At 37.4% G+C, this 25,411-nt stretch carries 23 protein-coding genes and 1 CRISPR repeat array; of the genes, 3 read left to right on the forward strand and 20 right to left on the reverse strand.

All coding sequences use genetic code 11. The features are described 5' to 3' along the window. Positions 1-455 precede the first annotated feature (455 nt). From A6M13_RS07235 to A6M13_RS07245, 3 genes are read left to right on the forward strand one after another with little or no spacing between them, the layout of a single operon-like run. Complete coding sequence (locus tag A6M13_RS07235) at positions 456-1,355, forward strand: DoxX-like family protein (protein WP_066544513.1); 900 nt, start codon at positions 456-458, stop codon at positions 1,353-1,355. Next, positions 1,356-1,961, forward strand: coding sequence for a DUF4166 domain-containing protein (locus A6M13_RS07240; RefSeq protein ID WP_066544514.1), 606 nt, complete (start codon positions 1,356-1,358; stop codon positions 1,959-1,961). After that, positions 1,930-3,483 carry a YndJ family protein gene (locus tag A6M13_RS07245; protein WP_066544516.1) on the forward strand — a complete coding sequence of 518 codons (1,554 nt, stop codon included), beginning with the start codon at positions 1,930-1,932 and terminating at the stop codon, positions 3,481-3,483. The genes A6M13_RS07240 and A6M13_RS07245 overlap by 32 nt, the downstream gene beginning before the upstream one ends. Before the next feature lie 65 nt (positions 3,484-3,548). Here the strand turns inward: A6M13_RS07245 and A6M13_RS07250 are convergent, their stop codons facing one another. The 20 genes from A6M13_RS07250 to A6M13_RS07345 all read right to left on the reverse strand — a co-directional run bounded on the left by A6M13_RS07250 (position 3,549) and on the right by A6M13_RS07345 (position 25,403). Beyond that, positions 3,549-4,037, reverse strand: a complete 489-nt coding sequence (locus A6M13_RS07250) for a hypothetical protein (RefSeq protein ID WP_066544518.1) — start codon at positions 4,035-4,037, stop codon at positions 3,549-3,551. A 156-nt stretch (positions 4,038-4,193) separates the two neighbouring features. Continuing rightward, positions 4,194-6,646: a CRISPR direct-repeat array (repeat unit 30 nt; unit sequence ATTTCAATACATCTTATGTTGAAGTTCAAT). Positions 6,647-6,820: 174 nt separating this feature from the next. Next, on the reverse strand, positions 6,821-7,105 hold the full coding sequence (cas2, locus tag A6M13_RS07255) for a CRISPR-associated endonuclease Cas2 (RefSeq protein WP_066544520.1): 285 nt from the start codon (positions 7,103-7,105) through the stop codon (positions 6,821-6,823). Continuing rightward, entirely contained in the window at positions 7,106-8,107 is a 1,002-nt protein-coding gene (gene cas1b / locus A6M13_RS07260; RefSeq protein ID WP_066544521.1) for a type I-B CRISPR-associated endonuclease Cas1b, read from the reverse strand. Positions 8,108-8,112: 5 nt separating this feature from the next. Next, positions 8,113-8,613 carry a CRISPR-associated protein Cas4 gene (gene cas4 / locus A6M13_RS07265; RefSeq protein WP_066544523.1) on the reverse strand — a complete coding sequence of 167 codons (501 nt, stop codon included), beginning with the start codon at positions 8,611-8,613 and terminating at the stop codon, positions 8,113-8,115. A gap of 16 nt (positions 8,614-8,629) precedes the next feature. Next, positions 8,630-11,116: a CRISPR-associated helicase/endonuclease Cas3 gene (locus A6M13_RS07270; RefSeq protein ID WP_066544525.1), complete on the reverse strand. Its 2,487-nt coding sequence runs from the start codon at positions 11,114-11,116 to the stop codon at positions 8,630-8,632. 59 nt (positions 11,117-11,175) lie between these two features. Then, positions 11,176-11,910, reverse strand: a complete 735-nt coding sequence (gene cas5b / locus A6M13_RS07275; RefSeq protein ID WP_066544527.1) for a type I-B CRISPR-associated protein Cas5b — start codon at positions 11,908-11,910, stop codon at positions 11,176-11,178. A gap of 4 nt (positions 11,911-11,914) precedes the next feature. Next, the gene (locus tag A6M13_RS07280; RefSeq protein WP_066544530.1) at positions 11,915-12,877 is read right to left on the reverse strand and encodes a type I CRISPR-associated protein Cas7; all 963 of its coding nucleotides are present in this window, start codon (positions 12,875-12,877) and stop codon (positions 11,915-11,917) included. Further along, positions 12,877-14,619, reverse strand: a complete 1,743-nt coding sequence (locus tag A6M13_RS07285) for a hypothetical protein (protein WP_066544532.1) — start codon at positions 14,617-14,619, stop codon at positions 12,877-12,879. Before A6M13_RS07285 ends, A6M13_RS07280 begins: the two co-directional genes overlap by 1 nt. A 12-nt stretch (positions 14,620-14,631) precedes the next feature. After that, positions 14,632-15,330 (reverse strand): CRISPR-associated endoribonuclease Cas6, encoded by a 699-nt coding sequence (cas6, locus tag A6M13_RS07290; protein WP_066544534.1) that lies wholly within the window; start codon positions 15,328-15,330, stop codon positions 14,632-14,634. 291 nt (positions 15,331-15,621) lie between these two features. Further along, entirely contained in the window at positions 15,622-16,590 is a 969-nt protein-coding gene (locus A6M13_RS07295; protein WP_066544536.1) for a M23 family metallopeptidase, read from the reverse strand. A gap of 139 nt (positions 16,591-16,729) precedes the next feature. After that, positions 16,730-17,605, reverse strand: coding sequence for an ABC transporter permease (locus tag A6M13_RS07300; protein ID WP_066544538.1), 876 nt, complete (start codon positions 17,603-17,605; stop codon positions 16,730-16,732). After that, positions 17,602-18,516: an ABC transporter ATP-binding protein gene (locus A6M13_RS07305; protein ID WP_066544539.1), complete on the reverse strand. Its 915-nt coding sequence runs from the start codon at positions 18,514-18,516 to the stop codon at positions 17,602-17,604. The genes A6M13_RS07300 and A6M13_RS07305 overlap by 4 nt, the downstream gene beginning before the upstream one ends. After that, positions 18,516-18,941 carry a DUF3021 domain-containing protein gene (locus A6M13_RS07310; protein ID WP_083998263.1) on the reverse strand — a complete coding sequence of 142 codons (426 nt, stop codon included), beginning with the start codon at positions 18,939-18,941 and terminating at the stop codon, positions 18,516-18,518. The genes A6M13_RS07305 and A6M13_RS07310 overlap by 1 nt, the downstream gene beginning before the upstream one ends. Then, on the reverse strand, positions 18,938-19,393 hold the full coding sequence (locus A6M13_RS07315; RefSeq protein WP_066544540.1) for a LytTR family DNA-binding domain-containing protein: 456 nt from the start codon (positions 19,391-19,393) through the stop codon (positions 18,938-18,940). Before A6M13_RS07315 ends, A6M13_RS07310 begins: the two co-directional genes overlap by 4 nt. 160 nt (positions 19,394-19,553) lie before the next feature. Then, on the reverse strand, positions 19,554-19,865 hold the full coding sequence (locus A6M13_RS07320; protein WP_083998264.1) for an excinuclease: 312 nt from the start codon (positions 19,863-19,865) through the stop codon (positions 19,554-19,556). Positions 19,866-19,885: 20 nt separating this feature from the next. Then, the gene (locus tag A6M13_RS07325) at positions 19,886-20,734 is read right to left on the reverse strand and encodes a thermonuclease family protein (protein WP_066544541.1); all 849 of its coding nucleotides are present in this window, start codon (positions 20,732-20,734) and stop codon (positions 19,886-19,888) included. Between the two features lie 110 nt (positions 20,735-20,844). Next, complete coding sequence (locus A6M13_RS07330) at positions 20,845-22,074, reverse strand: dicarboxylate/amino acid:cation symporter (RefSeq protein WP_066544543.1); 1,230 nt, start codon at positions 22,072-22,074, stop codon at positions 20,845-20,847. Between the two features lie 448 nt (positions 22,075-22,522). Further along, complete coding sequence (locus tag A6M13_RS07335; RefSeq protein ID WP_066544545.1) at positions 22,523-22,912, reverse strand: hypothetical protein; 390 nt, start codon at positions 22,910-22,912, stop codon at positions 22,523-22,525. Positions 22,913-23,436: 524 nt separating this feature from the next. Next, positions 23,437-24,783, reverse strand: a complete 1,347-nt coding sequence (locus tag A6M13_RS07340) for a sodium-dependent transporter (protein WP_066544547.1) — start codon at positions 24,781-24,783, stop codon at positions 23,437-23,439. A gap of 203 nt (positions 24,784-24,986) precedes the next feature. Then, entirely contained in the window at positions 24,987-25,403 is a 417-nt protein-coding gene (locus A6M13_RS07345; RefSeq protein ID WP_141680916.1) for an MFS transporter permease, read from the reverse strand. Positions 25,404-25,411: the final 8 nt, after the last annotated feature.

A 25,411-nucleotide genomic window follows, 5' to 3' on the forward strand; every position in this document is an offset into this window, starting at 1 on the left:
AGGTGCCTGCCTGAATATATGCGTTATTTGATTACGGGCTTACTTTTTATCGTTATTGGACTCGATAAAGTTGGGTATTAATGATGCGTTCAGAAGTAAATCCTTCAGCACTCACCACTGTTGAAGGATTTTTATGATACTTCTAGCAAACGCATTTCGCGGGCATAGCTTGTGAGAAATCGAAATGTGTCACACATGTAGTATCGATCACTTATATCGTTCCATCTGAAACCTACTCTTCGATTTATTACAATACCTCTAAATTTCATGTTTTCTAATCGATGACATCTATATAAAATATGATTTTCCATTCAAGCAAACCATCTTTTCCAGACGAAGACATTTCTGAAACATTTCCTGCTAATTATTTTTTCTGTATCGTGTTTGTAGCGGCACTTTGATTATCTGAATATACCAACAATACGTGATACACTAGTAAAAAGGAGGGTTGCTGTATGACAAAAACAACACCCATTTATGTGTTACGTACGATTAATGCCCCGATTGATAAAGTATGGCAATATACACAAGAACCGAGCTTGCATGAGCAATGGGACGTCCGCTTTTCGCGCATTACGTATGACGATGTACAACAAGGCACACGCCAAACATTTACATATGAACGGCGTATTAGCCCTTTCTTTACCGTGCGCGGGACAGGAGAAACAAAGGGTACTCATGAAAAAAAGACTGGTGAAAAAACGTCGTCACTACAATTTGGCACAGACCATCCGTTATCACCGATTGTACAAGGTAGCGGCTATTGGCAATATATTCCGCGCGCTAATGAAACCGTTTTTTTAACGCAGTATGATTACACACCGCGCTTTGGTCGATTGATTGATGCTTTATTTCGCCCCGTACTTGGCTGGGCAACGGCACTCAGCTTTGATGTGCTCGCACGTTGGCTCGAACAAGGTGAACGTCCTGCAATGCAGTATCGCCGCTTTTTTAGCTACTGGCTACTCATGTTGTGCTTTTGTTTTGTATGGCTATACCAAGGTATTGTGCCAAAGCTTATCGGGCAACATCCCCTTGAAATTGACATGCTCGTCGCACTGTCACCGTTGTCTGTTCCGGCGGCGATAACTGCTATTCAGTGGGTCGGGCTGCTTGAAGTCATCATCGCCCTACTGTTTATTGTGCGGCGATGTCAACGACTACTCCTCATCGGACAAATAGTGTTGTTTCCTGTTTTAACAATAAGTGCGATAGTTGCCGCACCGCATGTAGCAACAGACCCTTTTAATGTGGTCGCCTTTAACGTGGCGCTTTGGTGCATGTCCATTGTCGCCTTCCTGCTACAAAAAGACTGTCCAACCGCTTCTACTTGTCAACGAAAGCGAGGAAATTAAATGATTTATGAAACGATTGTAGGCACAGATTTTCAAAAACTTCATCCGAAACTTCAGCACCGCTATGCTTTACGCAGTGGCACTTTTCGAGCAAGCGGTATGATGCAGTCTATTGAAACAGGTGCGCCGTGGCTACAGCCGGTGTATCATTATTTTGCATCGTCGCGCTTTTTATTTCCGGAAAGCGGGACGAATATTCCATTTACGATTACGAATACAAGCTATATAAATGAAAGTGATGAAGCGGTTGTCTACTGGGAACGCGCTTTTCAGTTTCCACATGCTACGCGTTATTTTAATGCGACAATGACCGCCGATTTAGTGAATGGGCTGGTGAAAGATTATGTTGGCGACCCTGCACGCTTTTATTCGGCACTGCATTTTTCAGTGACAGCGGAAGGCTCGCTCCTCATTCGCTCCGGTGTGCAACGTGCCGTGTTTGGTGCACTTGAAATACCGTTACCGAAAAAATTCGCAACACGTGTCGTCGTTCTTGAAGGCTATGATGATACTGCGCAGTGCTACACCATTCACGTACATATGTACCACCCCCATATCGGAAGGATGATGAGCTATGCTGGGACGTTTACCGAAACCACTCACTAGTCCCGTTACGATGGTCGGGCTAGTTTGTATGAGCTTGTTACTCGTACTACGGGATGCAACCTTTTTTTATTATTTAACGGTAGCTCAGCTGCTCTATATCCCGATTGTTGTTCAAGCGATTACACCGTTACATACGGTTCATAAAGGGCTCTTTATCGCGGGGCAACTGGCAGTCACTGCGCTATTTTTTACATCAAATCCCGTCCTTATCAGCATCTACGCAATCACTTACCTCATAACAACGGTAATGATTGCAAGTATTGGGGTGCGTCGCTTTTTACAGCGAGGCTTTACAAATATTGCAGAAATACTCATTGATATAGGCCTACTGTATATTGCGATTGGTGGCTGTTGGTTTGTAGCTTATCACCTGCAAATGGATACCGGCTTTAGCCCCATCATTACGTGGCTCACTGCCATTCATTTTCATTATTCCGCGTGTTTACTCTGTATTACGCTCGGCTTTATCGGGCGCATCACACAGACGACAGGATTTCTGTGGAGCAGTGCCGTACTTGCGATTGGACCATTGGCGGTGGCACTCGGTATTACCGTCTCCGTATGGATTGAACTAATTGCGGTCACTGCGTACGTCGTGGCGATTTTTTATATGACGTGGCACTTGCTGTCACGCCAAGCACCGCGTCTCTTTCGCGTCTCCACATTAATGGCCTTTTTCACGCTCTGCTTGACGATTTGTTGGTCATTTTTGTATGCGTCAGGGCGCTTTAGCGGCAGTCACGCCGTCAGTATTCCGCAAATGATTGCCATTCACGGCACATTAAATGCCATTTTATTTGGAATAACCGTCACGATTGCGTCTATTTTCGCACCACCCTCTACACAACGCGCACATCAATTTCCAAGAAGTGCGATTCGTGGACAGTTTCAGCCGTCTGACAAGCCTCATCATGCACTTGTCGATGACTTTACTGAACTTGCCCCTCACGCACCAATACCGCGTGAAGTACAGCGCTTTTACGAACACACAGCTGATTACACACTGCAAGCTTCGGTAAAATGGTCAATTTGGTTTCGCCCATTCGCCGCTGTCTTTTTTATTATGAGCAAAGGGATGCAGCAGCTACATTTGCCGCTGTCTCGTCAAACAGTGACGATGAATGGCACGATTACACGTGTTGATGCTCTAGCAGATGGACGCCATCAACCTCGCTTATGGCAACGAAAAATTGACGACACGATTGTGTTTAGCGCCATTTATGCAGTGCATTATGATGATCACCAGTGTTATATGAATATTGCATTACCGTTACCCAAAAGCGTGATGCACGGCATTTTAGCCGTGACCAGTAACGGGCAAACGGTACAGTTAACGAGTGATGCGCCAGGTGATGCTGGGACGTATCTCACAATCGGTACGTATACATGCCAGTTACCGCTTCACGAGTACTTTACGGTAACAGATATAGGCACACATTTAGAAGCGGTACATCGCATGACCATTTTCCGCATCCCATTTTTAACGATTGACTATACCATTTCTCGCAACAAGACGAGCTAAATGCCTGCTATAAAATGAACGCCAAAAATCTCCTTCTAGCCTATACCGCTATAAGGAGATTTTGTCTATTTTGGTAATGCAATCGTTAGTGGATAATCCTTCACACCATACAAGCTACTAGGCGTTTGATATTCACTAATGCTGAGTGACAGCTCAATACTTGCTGGAAATGTCTCCTCATTTAGCTCCTCGACGTATAGCGTTGCTTGCCCTGTTGCGCCTGATGGTATACGCGTAGCCGATATGGACGATGTCAAACTTTGTCCGTCACCTAGTATCTCTGTATAGCCAACATCGATGTCATTATTCAGTCGATTTTCCACTTCAAAGACAACGTTATACACCGCGCGCTCGCTATCTTTTATGATGTCAACAATGGTTGCTTTCACATATTCATCATCTGCTATCATTTGTGGCGCTGTACGTGTCACTTCTTCTACGACAGTGTCTTCTTTCATGTCCGTATGTATTATCGCATCTGTATCGTTATCACATGCGGATAATACGAAGCATAATGCTAGCATCACGCTCGCACTGTATACACTTTTTTTCATCACATCAACGCTCCTTTCATTTTGTTTGTAAGTACAGCATTTTGGTGAGTAAATCATCTGCTATGTTTAGCGATTGACCATATGATTACGTTTGTTCATTAAACCAAAATAGGCTAGCTATCTAGCCACTATCTCAATACTTAACGCTCTAATTCTATTTCAATACATCTTATGTTGAAGTTCAATTTACAGCATTAACGCTTTTGAGCTGTACAAGTGGGCATTTCAATACATCTTATGTTGAAGTTCAATCGTCACTACCATCGTTTAGCTGGAGTGGCTTTATATTTCAATACATCTTATGTTGAAGTTCAATTTAACCAAATCAAAGAAAGCGCATGACCGCAGTATATTTCAATACATCTTATGTTGAAGTTCAATCCGTAATATTCAATTTCTCGTTTTTCAGTTTGGAAATTTCAATACATCTTATGTTGAAGTTCAATGTGCGACAACAGAAAACGAACGTCTTACAAAAGACATATTTCAATACATCTTATGTTGAAGTTCAATACTTTTGCATCGTTTGGAACATCCATCGTTTGGTAATTTCAATACATCTTATGTTGAAGTTCAATCGAAAACGCCCAAAAAGTAAGTGCTGGCAATGGTGATTTCAATACATCTTATGTTGAAGTTCAATAAGTTACAACATGGGCATATTATCTTTTTAAACGAATTTCAATACATCTTATGTTGAAGTTCAATTGCAACATCCGAAAACGAACGTCTCACAAAAGACAGATTTCAATACATCTTATGTTGAAGTTCAATTTCATTGTCAGCAATCGCACCCGTATACCCTTGTTTATTTCAATACATCTTATGTTGAAGTTCAATATTTTGAGAAAGGAAAACCTTCATGGAACTCGGGTAATTTCAATACATCTTATGTTGAAGTTCAATTGCGCTTGAATATGCGACAAACTTAAAAACACAAATATTTCAATACATCTTATGTTGAAGTTCAATGGGTGTGCTAAATGGAAGTCATTTTGACGGAAATGTATTTCAATACATCTTATGTTGAAGTTCAATCGCAGAACAAGGTTTATTATTTGCCAGCAATGTGTAATTTCAATACATCTTATGTTGAAGTTCAATTAAAGCGCCTTTTAATTTCATTGTCATAATAATAATTTCAATACATCTTATGTTGAAGTTCAATGGCGATACTGTAAACGGGCGAACAAACGCAGATACATTTCAATACATCTTATGTTGAAGTTCAATTGGTACGGTATCGCTAGACCGTAATACGAGTGCGAGATTTCAATACATCTTATGTTGAAGTTCAATAAAGGCACAGAATATGAAGAAATGTCAATTAACAAATTTCAATACATCTTATGTTGAAGTTCAATTTTCGTCCAATATACAGACTGTCATTTTCTTGCTTATTTCAATACATCTTATGTTGAAGTTCAATACAAGCGGCAGACGATGCAAACGTATTCCGTTTACATTTCAATACATCTTATGTTGAAGTTCAATCAACAACTTCTGCGTTTGTATCACCACTATGCACAAATTTCAATACATCTTATGTTGAAGTTCAATTTTGTTCAAAGGTAGTCATGTATTTTTCCTCTTTTCATTTCAATACATCTTATGTTGAAGTTCAATTAACCCGTGTCGAGCAACAAGAAAACGCGCTATATATATTTCAATACATCTTATGTTGAAGTTCAATGCCGTTTAAAAGTTGGTCGTATGTTTGTACACCGATATTTCAATACATCTTATGTTGAAGTTCAATTTAAAGTACGTCATGCGGTTCACCCTCTCCGTATATTTCAATACATCTTATGTTGAAGTTCAATGAGTGTGAAACAAAAAGACGCTACTAACACAAACAAATTTCAATACATCTTATGTTGAAGTTCAATTATGATGTGTTTTCAGTGGAGGGCGTTCGGATTATATTTCAATACATCTTATGTTGAAGTTCAATGTACGCCAAAGTGGTGTTAGTAGCGTGATTTTTAAAATTTCAATACATCTTATGTTGAAGTTCAATCTCGCACGGCACGTTAACGGACGTTGTAGACGTATTTCAATACATCTTATGTTGAAGTTCAATTGTAACTCTGCAATTGCTTCTGTAGCACGAACATATTTCAATACATCTTATGTTGAAGTTCAATATTGGCGTCTCGGTTTAACTTTTTAAGTCAAATTAAATAATTTCAATACATCTTATGTTGAAGTTCAATCGTAATGCTTATCGACAAACGGCTTACATACAAATATTTCAATACATCTTATGTTGAAGTTCAATCTTTCGCAGCACGTTCAATCCTCTTTCGTTTTCCATATTTCAATACATCTTATGTTGAAGTTCAATGTCCTTGTAATATTCCGCTATGTCCCAATCATTCCATTTCAATACATCTTATGTTGAAGTTCAATGCTTTTAACACCATAAGCTGCGGTGGATTAATCCCAATTTCAATACATCTTATGTTGAAGTTCAATATTAATAAGTTTCCGATTTTAGATCCGGAATTAGAATTTCAATACATCTTATGTTGAAGTTCAATATCACACCTTAATGCAGACACAGTTGGCAAGTTTTTATTTCAATACATCTTATGTTGAAGTTCAATACCGAGCACTAAAGGCTTTCAGTATATTATAGAAACATTATAAATCAATAATACCAAGGGGTTCAAACGTTTTTTACCAGCTAAATGAGCAGAATGTTTCTATTCTTAAAAAAACGTCATAACTATGGATGCATAAAGCTTTATAAAATTTGGGCTTTTTAATCCCTGGTAAAATTATAAAAACAAATCGTCATCGGCTTTTTTTCGACCTAACTCTATTTCTCCAAAAGCTTTATCATTCATCATTAAAATAAATGATACGCGGTCTTCCTCTGGATTAATGATATTCTGTATCTCATTTTTTAATGCTCTAATGTTAGACGGTGTAATCGGTCCTCTAAACACAGAATACTGATAATGCTCTAAATACTTTTTGCATACTTTAAACACCTTATTGACACGTTTTTCATTTATATCATAAAAAACAAAAGCATAATTCGCATTAAATTTTCGGCTCATCTATTTCTTCTCCTTAATTGAGAAAGGAATAAACTCTTTACTTTCGGTAATATGCTTTAACAGCTTATAGCCATCTAATTTAATAGCTGTATAGTACGTTACTTTACGCTTTAATGTTGCATGAGCGAATGTACTATTTAATCGTGTTTCAAATGCTTGAATGAAAATTTTACTGCCTTCCTCATTCAATAAGCAATAATTCAATTCTTTTCTAAAATGTTTTTCCACCTTAAGTTTTCGATTATTCACCAATTCAAAAATCGTCTTATATACTAAAATTGGTTTAAATACTTCACTTAAATCCAGGCTCAGTGAAAATCTTGCCTCTGAAGGCTCGTGCAGAAAACTAATTGTCTGATTTAAGTGCGTCTGATAAATTTGAGAAATCGTTTTTGTATAAAGCAGAGAATTTCCAAAGGAGATGAGCGCATTAATCGGATTATCTGGTGGCCTTTTTACACGCTTATTTAATACAAAATCCTCTGGTAAAAAATAAACAAAGGAATCATAAAATCGTTTCCATATACTGCCCTCAACAAATAACAGTTGTTTTATATGCTGTGCTTTTTCAATAATTCTTGGAATGTCTTTTGCCAGCCAATCAAGTAATGGCTTTAATTCTTTCACCTCATGCTTATAATAGTGATAAAGCACTTGATGAATATTCGTCGCAATTCCTTTAACAATAGCCTTTGCTATCATTAAACGGCTCTCTAGGAACGTTTTTGTTTGTAATACCGTTGCGTCACCACTTACTAATGATTCCTTAGGATAAAATGTGCCCGAGTAATGCTGAAAATAATTAAAGAAATGCATGATGATGCCGTTTTTAGACAAAAAATCTAATAGCTTTGTATTTACAGTCACTTCATTTAAGCAATAAATCTCTTTCACACCATGAACCGGAATGTACGTATGGCCCTTTTCATTTCGAAAGATTAAAGAATTATCTTTCCGGCTCAATTCACCCATACTTGTCAAATATTTAGTAGAATTAGACATCGTCTTTATCCCCCTATATAGCAATATTCATAGTAAGCACATTTTTTACACTTTTTCTCATTAAGCGTCGGTGGAACACGCGAATTTTCTATCAAATTTTGAATGTCTTGTTCCAATTGAATTAACTGTTGCTCGATATCATCTGTTAATTCGACATACACAATTTTTTTATGTTGCTTATTTTTCTCAACAAATTCGATTTTCCCTTTTTTGAAGACGCCTTTTTCCTTTAGTACTTTTAAATAAAATAATGTTTGCCATTTTACTGCTTCAATATCAGCGTCTGACTTCTTTATTTCAATTAAATAATCCTTTGTCAGCTTATCTACTCGAATGTTATCGATTTTAATTTCTGCGGTTTTTGCTTCCGCTGCTTTCTCCTCATGCATAACCTTCCCAATTTTCACAAGCTCACTATTATCTTCTAAATTGATACGATGTGCAAAGAGCCAGCACTGCCTTTTACAATGAAAATAATAATTAATAATTGTACCTGTAATCTTCAATAGTCCTCACGTCTCCCTATATAAACATTGATTGCGATTGAAGAGCTTCGCGATTAAATTTTCCATCGATAAAATATTGATCCGCTTCATCAATGTAAAAAATCTCACCAATTCGTTCTTGGTAATTTACCACAGTCGTTACACGGTATAAAAAATAACTCATTTTTTCATTAATTTTCGATAGCTCCACTTTTTTAATGGCAAACGGTAACAGTTTGTCATATGTTAATTCCTTATATTGTTGCCAAATGATACTCCCGTTTAATACTTCTCCACTTTCTAGCGTAATATCCCGATTCATAAACAATGTAATTTCATAATCCTTTTTCGAAATCAATTCCATTCGCTTTTCGATTGCTAAAAAATCTAATGCGCACATTTTCTCAGATCGAAACTGCTCCCAATTTTGCTCATTCTGTTTCGTTGTTTCTTGTTCCACACGTTCGAACACTGCACGATAAAAGTCAGTAAAATTTTTGTCTAAAAGGAATTGTTGATATGTAGGATTGCGTACAGAATAGTCCGCTAATCGATTGACCCTTAAATCTCCTTTATAAATTGCATTAACGCGGTCTAATTCAAAAAAATAAACCTCGCCACCATTTTCATTTTTACATGAACGATTAATCCTTCCAGCAAATTGCTCCTCTGCATCTAAAATTGAAATGTTTTTAAAGCCGATATCCATATCAATATCTACGCCAGCTTCAACAACTTGGGTAGCAATTAAAACAAGTTGTTGCTCCTGTAATGCTCGCTGTATAATCCTTGCTCGTTCCGCTTTATGATCATCACCCGTTAATAAATCCATCGCATACGTTGGTAGTTCTTCCTTCAACCTCGTGTAAAATTGAACCGCACTTTTTTTCGTAATAAATTCCACTAAAATTTTCTGATTTTTTTGTTTCATTTTTTCTGCCACTGTCGTCACTAAATCCTCCATCGAAAAATCCTGCTGTTCTAGCAGCGTAAAATCAAATTTCACGCGATGTTTAAACAATGGATGTTGAAAATAACGCTCTTTATTTTCAATGAGAGAAGGTAGCTCTAAATCGATTAATTGACCGAGGCGAGGTAGCGTAGCTGACATAATAATCACTTTGATATTTAATATTTCCGCATATTCCTTTAAAAATTGAATAATTTCTTTCCAAATAAGATTACGATAACTTTGAATTTCGTCTAATATGATGACACTGTTCGCTAAATGTGCCAATGCAAAAATACTTTCCTTTTTCACACCAAATAAATAAGAAAATAAATTCACATGCGACGTTAACACAATTGGATAATGGAGGAATTGACGATCCAATAAGGTTTGTTCAAAATCTGTACTTAATTCTTGTTCTTCATTTTTCACTACTCGTTCTAGCATTGGTGTAATAGAATTCAACATCGCAATATCATCTGGTAGATCAAAATGTGACTGCAATGTCTTATATGTTTGTTCGACTAGCGTATTGAATGGAAAGACATAGACGATTTTGTTCAAGTCTACATTTAGTTGGAGTAATTTAAGCCCTAGATTAATCGATATATTTGTTTTTCCACCGCCAGTTGGTGCTTCTACATAAAACAATGATTGCTCTTGATGCTTTTGTAAATTTTGTTCTGCTTCAATAAATAACTCTGTACGTAGTATATTGATATCTTTCACATCATGTAAATTAGCATGTGGGTATATATTATTTCGATATGCCTCGATGGACTGATAAATCTGCCCATTCTCATAAAAATCTCTATATTTTTGTACGTCTTTAATCGTCCCTAAATAGTGAAGCGGTTGATCCTTCAGAAAGTCGCCTGTCGCATAATAATCCGCTGCGCATAAGCAGGAGTACAATAAACGAATATAGATAAACGCATCCATATCGTATTTTTTTAGCTCCATTTTCAACAATTTCATTAGTTTGTTATTCAATTTTTGAAAACGAATCGTGTAACCATCAAAAAAAGTAATGTCTTGATAATCCCCAAAAGCTTCCTCAAATTTCCGAAAAAATTGCTCCATCGTATCAAAATTCCCATGATGCTTTGACATAACGTAACTGTTCATTACTAAAAATAGCAGGAGCATTTGACGATTAGATTGATTGCTCGATACATTTTTTATTTTTTCAAAGTAATGGTTGTAATAAATCACTGCGGATAACATCGAGTGATTGGCATTATTCGAACTTTTCACATGAAATGCTTGATTGTTTTGCATCTTCACTTTTTGGAAGTTACCATTAATTTTTCCAATATCGTGTAAGTAGATTGCATTGACTGCTAGCTCTTCCCACAGTTCGATAGCTGCTTGGTCATCTTTGAAAAAGCGCACGGCCAATTTATTAAAGACAGACGCTAACTTTTTTTCTGTGTATAGAAATTGAAAATAGTTCAATGTTTTATGTAAATGCTCTCCCAGCAATTCTTTTTCTGTACTATCCTTTTTAGTATGCGCATACATTTGGTCAATATTTTTAATTTGCTTTATATCAAATAAAGGTACATCTAACATTTTTTTCTTCACCTCTTTGAAAAAAAGCCCATGAATTGCTTCATAGGCTTTTAGAATATTTATATAAAATATAATGTTTGATCTTCATAACGATAAAAATTTTCTTTATCTGTTGTTTCAATCGACATGTTCGTAAAAATACATGCCTCCATTACATATAAATTTGTTTCTTCATGTAGAGCTGTCGGCAAAAACTCCTCATACTTCCAGTCATTCGAATCATCAAATGAATCTATTTCACTCATTACATGAATCGTTGGGGACTTTTTAAATAACGTGTCAACTTGGTTTATGTCCGTCGCTTTTACTACGTCGATGATTTCAACATCTGCAATGGTCGCAAAATGATCATTCCTACCTAAATAAGGATAATACATAAATTGTTTAGTTAAAAAGTGATGCTCAATTAACTGTCCGTCTGGATGATTATCTAGCAAAATAAAAATCGTCCATTTCGGAAATTCTAGCCATTGCTCTTTGACAATCAAGTTGCCACCTTGCTCTTTTGAGGCATACCCAACTGAATTATTATACGTTTGTACTTTTTTACTAAAGTAGCCTTTTTCAGATTCTGGTCGAATTGCTACTTTTAAGTTGTGTAGTCTATTATAAAACTCTGGGAACACATCTTCGGCCGTTTGTTGCCCGTAACCTTTTAATCCTGTTACTGCGCCTATAATGCCAAGCAATGCGACTTTGTGAACTTGTCCATACGTAAAATACAAATACGTATTCACATCAGGCTTTTTAAAAAATGCGGTTTTCCCTGAGAGTGTAAATTTTAATGCACGCATCTCATCACACCTCTTTTGAAGTGAAAATATTATAATACGTAACCCCTTTTAACTCTCCTTTAATCGATGTTGTATATGGATTATAGAATACTTCGATACTTGAGATTTTCTCCGCTATCTCCTCTATTAATGAACCAAATCCTAATGTTAACACATTTTTTTCACCATCGAATCCTTTCGTAAAGGAAATAAACTGCGCTAAATCTGGTAAATACGTATGATCGTTCGTATGAATAAATATAGCTAATTCATTTTCACAACCTAGTTTCGAGTTACTATTGTGAGCAGTGGCCGCTACTAAAGCAGCTTCTTTAAACTTTGCATAATCAGCTTCTGTATAGCCTTCTGTCACACCAAAGGATTCGTATTCATTGTATACAAATGGGTTGATTACAAATGGATACATATAATGAGCTTCTGAGCTAACGATTTTTGTTCCTAACGTTGAACTATTTGCTTCTTCGTTATTCTTTTTTTGCTTTGCATTTTCAGAACGGAATGGAGATAAAATTTGCTGTGCCTCTGTCGTTGTATCTTCGTATATGTTAAAGCCTTGGCCAATTTGCACTGCACCTGTAATCGATAAATTTGCCCCTTCTTCTGCAAATGTAGCACCAAAGTTTTTTACGTCAACTGCTTGGAATAGATTACGAAGAATTTTATCTTGCTGCTTTTCCTTTTTTAAATCTGCCACATCAAAGATTTCTTCATAACGTTCTTTTAAAGATTTTGGGCGAAATGTACTTTCATCCTTTTTGACATCTAACTTATATGATTTTACATATAAAACCTTTTCTCCTTGATGCAGCCATTGTTGTTTTATCGGATACTTTAACGCTTTATCACTACCGAATACGTCTCCCGTTGAAGTCGTTTTGGGATAACCCGAAAAATCTGCATTCCAATTAGCCATCACCGATTGAATACCTAGTACACCATACACTTTACCTTTTAGCTTAGTTGTCATTATTCGCTAGCCCCCTCATTCGTCGGTTCTGTTGCTTTAGGTTGTTTCTCGTAAATTAAATTGCTATGTAAATAACCCGCAATAATAATATTCGTATCTACTTTTGGACTATCTGGCTCATAACTTTGTACCATGGCAAGTAAATTACTGAACTTTTTGCTCCCTTGTATTGCATGATTGTATCTTTTATAAAGATTAATTAAACTTTGATTTAATTTTCGACCATTTGCACAATTAATAATCGGATTTAATAACGCATCTGTTTTTGTATTCGATTTACTTTGAGATAGTAAATAAGCCGTTACTTGTCCAACCGCAAAATAATATTCTTGGTCATCTGTAATTGAGGCTGTTTCAGATTGCTCAATTTTTGTCCGCAATTGATTTTTTACACTACTTAGCACATCAGCCATTTTAACATCGCTCCTTGTAAAATGTTCTTTTAACGAATAGTAAAGATTATATTGATGCCTTGCTTTATAAATTGAATCGGAAATAATTGTTCCCTTAATGATTGCTAATGATACTTTATCTAGCACCGATTCAATTAATTGCGTATCGCCTTTATAAAACCAATTGAACCAAGCTTTCCTCGATACAACAAGCATCTCTTTTAAATAAGATTCACGGAGCTTAATATCTTTAGCATCCGTAAAATAATTCGTCATTAAAAACTTTTTAAAATAAACTCTATTCACTAAATCTTGTACATATTTTAGTTTGTCATAGCCTTTAAATTCAATATCTTGATCATATTCACTTAATGTAATATCTAATACATTGACAAACCTAAAGTTTACGTTTGGACTATATGCATGAATTCCATCGAAATCATGAATTTCTAGTTCCTTGCCTTTTTGTATGTACAAAAAGGAACCTGTAAACTCTTCTCCCATTGTTTGATCATTTTTAATAGCGGTTAATTTAGGTGTCTCAGACTCGTCAATGAATAAATAACGTTTACCTTGTGTAGCAAAGTTCATTAAATAATCAAAAAGTACTTTTTGCTTCAATGCATTTTCAAGAGTCATTAGTGTAGGAACTTTCGTTTTTCGTTGCTTATTTTCTAAAAAAGGCTTTTTAGGATTTAATCCCATATTGTCATTTGGTAGACCGTACGTTTTTCCATTCAATATAATATTGAAATCTGTACTATTAAAAACATTTGGGATCATGTACTTTTTTCCTTCATTTATGAAATCTACTTCGTCACGCTCGATAAATATTTTCAAATAATTTTTATCTTCTTTCATTCGCTGCTGAATCTCTGGTAAGTAGGAAACAACGCCTTGTTTAATTTGTTGCACTTCTTCTTCATTTACTGCCCCATATATAACCTCAGCCTCTTCATACATAGCTAACTTTTTCTTTTCAGTATATTTAACACGTGGGTCTTGTAAGATTTCGTAGTAGTTATCAATAATTGCTGATGTCAACTTCCCATTTTGTAAATTTTCTTTCTTCACAAAAAAGCTATATAGTTGATTGGAATGTATTTTCTTCTTTGTATCTATCGGTTTATCCATATTTATTAACTTCGAATAATAATCACGAATAACAAAATAACTATATAAATCATCTGTACACGGTGTATCCATATTCACTTCATACAATTGTTTAATTCCTTCTGTTAATGACAAAATTACATACGTACCTGGCGCTAATGTGTAATTATCGATGACTAATTTTTCACCATGCTTTTCATACATTTCATCAAATACTGCCATTATATCTGCAATCATGTTGTCATCCCCTTAATAAAACTTCGCATTAATGAAGCCCGCACCTCTACTATTGTTATGTCCGATACCAGTTCCTAATGCCATAAAGAATAATTTTTGTGCTGTTTCATTCGCTGCTACATGAATCGTTACTTTGTCGCCTAACAACGTCACATTTTTATACTTCATCCCAATTGGTTTTTTATTATCCAATTGAATGTTCGTATATAACTCAACCTCTTCTACAATTTCTTCTGAGAAAAAGTGTTTATATTTTTTATACAAATTATCTTTTAATAACCTTTCAAAATCTGCAACAGTATATTGATTTTTCCAATAACCTGTATCATCAAATTTCAATACAATAGGAGTAATCGAATATACTTTATCAATTATTCCGGTTCTCCATTTATTCACAGTAACCGATAACACCTTTAATCGATCTGTATATGTATTGCAAAGTATCGTCTCACAATGTTGCTTGAACGACTGAGAAATCGTTCGAATGATAACTGTATATATTTTTCCCTCTTTATAAATGCAATCTTTCTCTATCGGATAAAATGAATTCATGACATATGGTTTATAACCACGCTCTTCATGCAATGTCTTCATTGTTGCATCCTGTAGTAAACTGGCATCAATTAACTTTACAATTTCTGCTGAACTTTCTTCATTTGTAATATTTTTGGTTATGTATAACTTTACTTTTATCTCAAATAAATTTGGCATCTTTAACATCCACCCTTTTATTACAATATACTTATATTATTACAAATTAATTACAAAATGTCACGTCTATTAATTGGTATTATTTAATAATTTTCCATTCAAATAAAATAAAAAGGACCACTCGTATAAGTGACCCGTTTCATTTTGTATGGTTATATAAAATATGCATAAAAGGACTTCATCTTGTAACGTAAAGGTATTTTTCTTTAAATATACTCTGGAGAAAATAGGCAATGGCATTCATTCCTCCAACCATTTTACATTTCCTATCTACACAAAGGCTTATTATCCTTATAAATTTCTGAAAAACTGTCCAATTATTCGCGGTACGAATATGAGAATATCAAACCATGTAATGGCATCATCAATCGTATCGATTATATCGCGCTTTTCACGTGGCGGTGGTGCCGTTACGACATCGCCTTGCGTTGGCGCTACATTGTCTTCAAACTGAATGCGAATTGATTTTGCTTTTTCCCACACCGGTCCGTCCATCACATGGAAATGAATATGCGCTTCAGAAGAATTGCCGGAGTTGCCACATTTCCCTAAAATTTGTCCTTGCTTCACCGTATCTCCTTCCTTTACAACAATCGAGTGCTGTTGGAAATGCGCAAGGAAACTGTATTCACCATGTGAGTGCTTTAAGACGACATAATTGCCTGCTGGATGGGCCGTGTTCATGTCCCCTGGTACATTGTCAGCAATGCCATCAACAACTTTGACAACTTTGCCATGAAGCGGTGCGACCACGCGTGTGCCAAATGCATAATAATGCTCGTTCAACTGACTGTTCGAGGAATAGGTAGAATTATTTTGGCGACGTACTAAATCATAGGCATAGCGCTGATTTTCATATTCATAATGGTAGTTCTCAAAAACATTTGTGCCACCCCAAAACACATACCAATCATCACAAATCGGCAGTTCATAGCGGTTTTTTGTATACGTTTTGTCACTCGCATACTGGACAAATGGCTTTAACGCAAAGCTAATAATGACCCCGTTCTCATGCAATAACTGGATCGCTCGGCGACCATTATTATCTAACCATACAAGCTGCTCGGCCGTGCCAAAGGGCGACTGTAAAAATAATTCAAAATAGCGCACGCCGTCATTAAACTCACGACATAGCGTTTCAAAGGCGCTACGTGACACAAGCTGTTGGAACTCTTCACTCGTGTGGTCATAAATCACACCGAAATCACCTGATTTAAACAAAACCGGAATATGTAAAAAATTAATCGTTGTTGTCATCATGCGGAACCTACTTTCATCTTCATTACTTACTTTCTACGAGTGAAAACGAAAAAGGTTACACGTTTTGTGATGAAAATTTTGCCCTCACGAAAACGATAAAAAGAGCTATGCATACTACGCACAGCTCACGTGATAGTTCTTAACGCTTTTTATACATAAATAATAGTGCCCCTGCAATGCCAAGCCCGACTGTCCACGCCACAATATACACAACACTCCACGTTGTTGATAACAGCGTTCCATGTAGCTCGTACACGACACCGTACTGGAGCATATACGACAATTGCTCGCTTGCTGGTGCGCCCATAAATACGCTAGCCATCGAATCCTCCATCAGTGCTTGTCGTAATAACAGCGTCGTATGGCTAATTGGGAAATACATGATGGCCGTTTGAATAAAGCTTGGTACAACCCCAAATGGAATATAAATGCCACACAAAAAGCCAAGCAATGTCCCAACAAGTGTCGCAAACGTCGAGAACGCTTGCTGTGACTGTAAAAAGACGATCACGAGCATATTACATGCACTTGCTAATAGCACACTTAACGTTAATAAGCCGAGCACTTCCGCAATCGTACCAATCGTCAGCCATGAGCCACTCGTTACGCCTAAAAAAACAATACATACCGAAAGTGCTAGCACCGTTGACAATAAACCAATCATCCACGCATGCACTACATAGCTGAGCTGAATGGCAATGCGTGACATTGGCGACGTTAAAAAATCAATCGAAACATGCCCATCACGGTCTTGCACAAAAATACCAAATGCCCCAAGCGTTGTGGTCACTGCCATCATCGACAACAGTCCTGCTACAAGCCATTCATTGACCATTGCCTTTGTCGCGTCAGTCACCGTTGTCACTTGTGCAATCGCATCTAGCTGCATATTTTGTAAAAAGACGATATATAACGCAATAACAATGATAATCGACAGTAGCGAAAAGAACACTTGCATCTTATCGCGGCGAAACACTTTTTGATGGCGAAAAACAAGCTGCCAAAATGCTGTCATACTGATACAACCTCCTCATTTGTCACATGTAAAAACACATCATCCATCGTACCTTTAACGACTTCAAAGGACGCAAGAAACGGCTCGGCTTGTTTCAGTAGCTGCAGCGCCTCTAGAGGGGATGTCACCGCAACCGTATACACCCCTTGCTTTTCGTCGTATGCAATTTGCCTGTCGCGTAGCCACTGTTCACCATGCATAACATCGGTAAATACAAGCGTCAACACGTCATACGCATGCATCATTTTTAATGTATGTGGTGTACCTTCTGCAACAATGCGCCCGTCCTTTAAAATAATGACCGTATCCGCAACAGCCGCTTCTTCCATATAATGCGTCGTTAAAAACACCGTCATATTCGTTTCTTCTCGCAGACGCTTAATCGTTTGCCATACAAATTGGCGCGTTTTTGGGTCAAGCCCTGTTGTTGGCTCATCCAAAAATAAAATATGCGGCCGGTGAATTAACGCACGCGCAATGTCCGCGCGGCGCTTTTGCCCCCCTGACAATGTCCCGTAGTAACGTTTTTCAATATCCGCTAGCTGTAAATATTCGCGTACAAATGCATAGTTTTTCATATACGTATCCTTTGATAAATGGTACGTCGCTGCACGTGCCCGTATATTTTCCTCAACGGTTAAACGCGCATCAAGCACATTTTGCTGAAAAACGACCCCAATCGACCGACGAATGTGGTCATTGCCTTGTTGCGTACCTAGTAAATGTCCATTGATTGTTACTGTCCCGCTTGTCGCATCGAGCAATGTACAGAGCATATTCATCGTTGTCGTTTTCCCCGCACCGTTTGTTCCTAAAAACGCAAATAATTCACCTTGTGCCACTGAAAATGAAATGCCCTTTACCGCTTCATGTGTAGCGTATTGCTTTCGCAGTTCGTTCACTTTAATCATTACATGTCACCTCGTCTTTTTTGCAGTGTCGCATTCATCGTGTCCACATCTTTTTTCGTTGTGATACGTAACATCGCCCATGTCACACTGTAAATGATAACGGTTATAAGTAGCACAACCACGACCGTGAACATATCGTATACATCATACCAATTGCCAAATGCGCCTGCCGTAAAGACGAGCGCAACGACCCCACAAGCATGTAATATAAACTGTACGATAAACGGTATGCGCTCTAGCTGAAATAATAAACTTAAAACCCCTATGCCGATGCCGAGTAATGCCGACAACACAACTTGCTCTACTAATTGTGTGCCGTTCATCGTTAGCGTATTGTCACGTAGTAAAATGCTTGTCACAATAATGTACGAGCAGCTTAACGAAATGAGCATACTCATAACTGTGACACGTAGTACTTGCATCATACACCGTCCCTCCCAATCCCAAGTTTTTGCTTGAGCTCCTTCATATATTTACGGCTAATATGGATGCTCACACCATTACTGAGCACCGCTTCTGTTGTGCCGAGCTTGCCCATTTGAATCGACACGAGCTTCTGTAAATGAATGAGCGTCGATTTATTGACACGTACAAAATCATGCGCAAATAAATCCTCCACTTCATATAACTTTCGCTTCACTTCAAATTCATCCTCATTTGTTTGAATATATACTTTCGCACCTTCTGCATATACCGCATAAATGTCCTGTACTGGAACAAAATGAATCGTTTGTTCCACGTAACCATCAATCGTTGTCGGTGTTTGGATCGTTTGTAATACGTGCATCATTTTCTCAATTTTTTCGGTATATTGTGGTGTGTGAATATGCACTTCTGTCGACGTCAGTTCATCATTAATCGTTAGTTGGATTTTCATACGTATGTAGTCCCTCCTTACATTTACTGTATCATAACGTTTTTTGGAAATTTATTATTTCCTTGTAAAAGGTTTAACTACTCAAATAAGTGGTCACTTTTTCAACGTATGTGGTCATAAAAAAAACGAGCAGCTGCACGGCGCAACTACTCGTTCGTCCTTATCCTTCTATATATAACGCTTCTAAACACTCGGCAATATGAATGGCACGGTCTAATACGACAGGGTGCGTAATTGCGACATATATTTCACCTTCATAGAAGCGGAACGGTACTTGTCCGCCCTCTACTTGCCACATAAAGAAATGTCCGCTAATTTTCATTTGAACGCCGTCTTGCGCTGCGCCAAATGAATCCATATAGACAAAGTCTGGTTGCGTCGCAAAAAATGCTTGGCACTCCTCTAATGTTAATGTTGGTTGTCCTGCATCATCAAGACGTGTAATTTTATAGCGTTTGTTCATTGGTTGCATACTACTGTTCTCCTTTATTGTTAACGCTGCGCTGCGACAAATCCTGCCGCTTCCGCTTCTTCTGCTGTACAGAACATTTCTTCTGCTACAGTTTGGTCGTAATTTTGTTGTCCAGGCATATGGTAAATTTTATTGCCTTTACTATTAATATTGCCTTTGATTTCACAGCTGTCTCCGTCTGTCGTTTGCGCTGGAGAGCTTGTTGCTGTTGTGTCGTCACCAGGCTGTTCTGAATCGTTCGGTGTGACAACTTTGCCCTCTTTTACCGCTTCTGCATAAGCGTCTTTATCATAGCCACGATTTGTTACATAGTCTTCTACCGACCAAATGCCAATCGCTTGCTTCTGTGCTTGTTTTTGTACATCTTTAAACCAGTCAACATGTTTTGTATTCGGGTCATAAATGTAAGCAACACGTGCCAAGCCATTTTTTAATAGCTCTTCTTGAATGCTAATGCCTTGCTCGGTATAAATATAAGCCAGTAAACGCTTATATTTGTCACGATATGACACGTCAAACTCAATGTACACATGTTTTTCGTCTTTTAATAATTCTTTTAAGAACGCTTTTGCTTCTGGACCAAATGGTTGCTCCCCAAGCTGCTCATGATTTGTTTCTGGTGTATCAATTAATAAAAAGCGAATCTTCTCAGATTTACCTTCATAGTTAATACGAATGGTATCACCATCAATGACTTCTTGTAATTCATATTTTTCGAATTTGCGCACATCATGGCGTTCCGCTGTATCGGTCGTCGTATCAACAAGTGACTGAATATCCAGTGACGCTGCTGGTTCTACGCTACCACTGTCACTACAGCCAGCTAATACTGCTGCTGTAAGTGCTAGCGACCACAATAATTTTTTCATACATTCCCTACTTTCTTTCCGTTTGCACATTTAAGTGTAGTACGGATGTTGGAAAACAACAACTAAAAAAACGTAGAATACGCATATTATTGCGCATTCTACGTGCCTTTTTATTGTGCTACTGCTTCTTTTTGCTTGTCTTTTTCGCTTTCTGTTACGTAAAGCGCACATGTTAAGTCGCCGAAACAGTTGACCATTGTACGTGTCATATCTAATAAACGGTCAATACCGATAATTAAGGCGATACCTTCAACTGGTAAACCAACTGATTCTAATACCATCGCAAGCATAATCATACCCGCGCCCGGTACTGCTGCTGTGCCGACAGATGCCAGTACAGCTGTTAATACAACGATTAACATTTGTGAGAACGATAAGTCCACACCATAAACTTGTGCAATAAAGATTGTCGCAACACCTTGCATGATGGCTGTACCATCCATGTTTACCGTTGCGCCAAGTGGTTGTACGAAACTACTAATGCCTTTTGGGACACCTAGCTTATTTTGTGCAACATCCATTGACACTGGTAATGTCGCACTACTACTTGAAGTACTAAACGCAACTGTTAATGCTGGAATGTACGCCTTCATAACTTCAATTGGGTTACGCTTTGCTAAAAATTTCAACGCACTGCCGTATACAATAATAAAATGAACAAATAGTGCTAAAAAGACAACCATCATATACCAGAACATCGCTTGCAGGGCATCAAAGCCTTGCTTACCAACCGCTGATGCGATTAACGCAAACGTTCCGTACGGTGCAAATTTCATTACAAGTGTGACTAAGAACATCATCAGTTCATTACCTTGCTCCATAAAACGGTGGACAACATCTACTTTACCAGCTAAATAACTAATCCCTAGACCAATAAATACAGCAAAGAAAATAATTTGTAGCATGTCGCCACTTGCCATTGCTTGAATTGGGTTTACCGGAATAATGCCAAGTAATGTATCGGAAACAGGTGGTGCTTCTGCTGCTTCATAGTTTACTGTATCAACATCAAATTCACCTTTATTCCCTGGTTGGAATGTGACAGCTAATGTAATACCGATTGAAATGGCAATCGCCGTTGTAATTAAGAAGAATGTCATCGCTTTGACACCCATACGCCCTAAAGCTTTCGGGTCACCAATATTTGCGACACCGACCACAAGGGAGAAGAAGACAAGTGGGACAATTAACATTTTAATTAAGTTTAAAAAGATTGTACCAAGCGGTGTAAAGAAGTATGTGTCTGCTTGTGTAAAGAACGATGGTGATGCCATGTTCAACACAATCCCGACAACTGCACCAATAACAAGTGCCCATAAAATTTTTGTAGCTAGTTTCATACGCTCACTTCCTTTTTCACGATAGTTTTAAGTGTTATAGTTTAACTAAAACATATTATATAACAGAAAAAGCACATGCATTTTTTGAAAACGTTTTCTAAAGAACTTTAGACATTAATGCCCAAAAAAAGATACATATTGTACAAGCACCACTTACCAGCACATTCATTTTAGCTACTATTAATGTTTTTTAGCTCGCTTATACCACTATCATCTTATTTCCTTTTTCAACTATCTATAAACGTCTTTTCAGCCACTCCCAAACGATAAAAATAAGACAGTTTGTTCACTAAAAAAATCTGTATCAGTTACTGTTTAATACGATATTTCCTGAATAATATCATTCTTCTTTCAAGAATACCCCTAGCCCCCCTCTTTACGTAAAATACTAAAAACAAAAACAACCAGCTACGGTAAAATACCGATAGCTGGTTGTCTAGTAAAGCTTTTATTCGTATGATACGTAGAACGAATATGTATACGATACATTATTCGTTGGACGTACATATGTTAATGAAGCAGGCGTTGCTGCATTAAGCTCTGCTACGTTAATTGTATATTCATAAACGCCTGGTGCTGTTTCCACAACATCTTTACCGGCTACGCTGAAATCTGAAACAACAGACGCGTATGTATCTGCAAACTCAACCGTTACAACATACTCATTCCCTTGTTGCTCTACTGATGTTTGTTCTACATAATAGTTCATATATGTCGTTGGCACCGTTAATGCTTCATCATCGAAAAATTTCACTTGCAATGATGATGCTCCTACACTTACTACCCCTACCACAAGTACAGCTAACAGTAACATGGCTTGCATAATACGCTTTTTCATCTAATCTGCTCCTTTTACTGATAATGATTATCAGTTAATTTGAAATAAAAAGTCTATATAGCTATAGACGATTGCCATAAATGTATGTGTGGTCATCTCCTTCAGGGCCCTTACTGCAAAGGTACGCCAATCACGTAACATTTATCACACCTTAACTGTACCGAAATGATAAATTTTTGTCGATAATACGTTTTTTAGATGGGATTAATTGACTGATAGCGACCGATATAGCTTTTTGCTTTTTACAATCATTCTTATCATCTATCTGTACTTGAAGCATATCTCTCTTTGTTTATTCTTTCCAGACGCTGTATATGGAAGTTTGGCGCACGTACTAAAAAATAGTTTAAATTTGAATTTTAATAATAATTTATTGATGTCATATAAGCCTAAAGAATCATTTTAAAAAGACAGTCGATTGTTCTTTGCATAAAGCGATTGTCGCCATAGCGTTTAGTGCGTCACGAACTACATCTCTATCATGGATAAAAAACCACGCGACGTACATGTCGCGTGGTTTTTGACTAATATTGGATTAATAAGTTAACGAACACAATGATAATAACAACAGGCACTACATAACGAATGAGTGCATAAAACACGTTGAAGTATCGTTCACCTACATGACTGCCTTGTAGTAACTCCTGCTTCACGAATTCTTTTTGTAATACGTAGCCGACAAAAATGGCGATAAGTAAATTCCCAAGTGGCAATAACACATTTGATACTAAGTAGTCGGTCGCATCAAAAATTGTACGGCCAAAAATGGTTACGTCGCCAAGTGTGCTATACGTTAATGTTGACGGAATCGCAATGATGAAGACGAATGCACCAACAATTGCTGTTAACATACCACGTGACAACTGGAACTTCTCAACTAACGCCGCGACAACAATTTCATATAAGCTAAATGATGATGTCAACGTCGCGAACAAAAATAATAGTAGAAACAGCGCTAAAAACAATTCACCAAACGGCATTTGCCCAAACGCGGCTGGTAATACCATAAACAGTAATGGTGGACCACTTGTTACTTCCATATCAAATGCAAAGACAACCGGGAAAATCGCTAATCCGGCTAAAAATGATACGAAAATGCTTAACCCAACAACTGAACCTGCAGATTGCGGAATGCTGACATCTTTTTTCAAATACGAGCTATATGTCACTAAACATGAAAAACCAACTGCTAACGCAAAGAACGATTGTCCAAGTGCATATAAAATCGACTCACCTGTAATATTAGAAAAATCTGGATATAAAAAGAATTTAATGCCTTCCATTGCACCATCTAACGTGACTGCACGAATAACTAGCACGAAAAACATAATAAATAGAAGCGGCATCATAACTTTATTCGCCTTTTCGATGCCTTTTTCAATGCCAAGTGTAATGACAACAACATTTGCAAATGTAAATATCGCTAATCCTAGTAACGCAATCCACGGCGTTCCTGTCACCGTGCCAAAAAATGCGCCAGGGTCTTGTGCTGGTTCAATAACTTGCCCAACAACAGACACACCACTATAAATGAAAATCCAGCCACCTACAACACTATAAAATGATAGTAATAGTAAACATCCAACAATGCCGAGCTTGCCAATCCACGCCCACACTGGTTGACTTGGCATTAATTTTTTATATGCACTGACCGCTTCCTTTTGCGCCCCGCGCCCGATAATATACTCTGCTAGTAACATCGGTAATCCAATACAAATTGTCATGATGACAAATAGTAGGAAAAATGCGCCGCCACCGCTTTGCCCAGCAACATACGGCATTTTCCAAATAGCGCCTAACCCAATGGCTGCGCCTGCTGAGGCCAAAATAAATCCAACTTTACTTGACCACTGACTCTGTCTCTTCTCCACTTGCTAAAACCTCTCTCTCTCAGCGAAAATTCCACTGATTTCTCTAGCATACGCGACAACCATGTTAGAAGACAATAAAAAAGCTAGGAACATCACCACAAATTTCGATACGAACGTGCTATTAACACGTTGGCAAAATGTAATAAAAATCGGCGGTATGTTGTAATGAAGCAACGAATAAAAAAGCACTGTTTGACAAGAAACTACTTGTCAGACAATGCTTTCTCTATATTTGGCTCTAAATAACGTAATTTTTTTCGTTCGTATAGAACCCCGTATAAAACCGTCATAAACACCATACTTGCTACTGCAATGATAATACACGGAATAATAAACTCTGTACTCATCGCTAAAATAACATCGGTACGGAACCAATTTTGAAACGGAATCCCAAAGCCAAGCAATACGACAAAAAATAATACTTTTACACCAATGTGCTTGCCCTTCATCTTTTTAATCATGCCGTTTACGAATAAACGTAGCATCGCTAAACCTAAACCAACGACAAAGAAAATCCCTAAATACGGTAATACTGCCTGTTGTTGAATGATGGCGTTGGCAATCATCCCGACAGCAATTAATAACGACACCGTTAGTAATACTTTTGCTTTTGTTTTCAAACGATAAC

The sequence above is a fragment of the Caryophanon tenue genome (assembly GCF_001700315.1).
GTDB lineage: Bacteria > Bacillota > Bacilli > Bacillales_A > Planococcaceae > Caryophanon > Caryophanon tenue.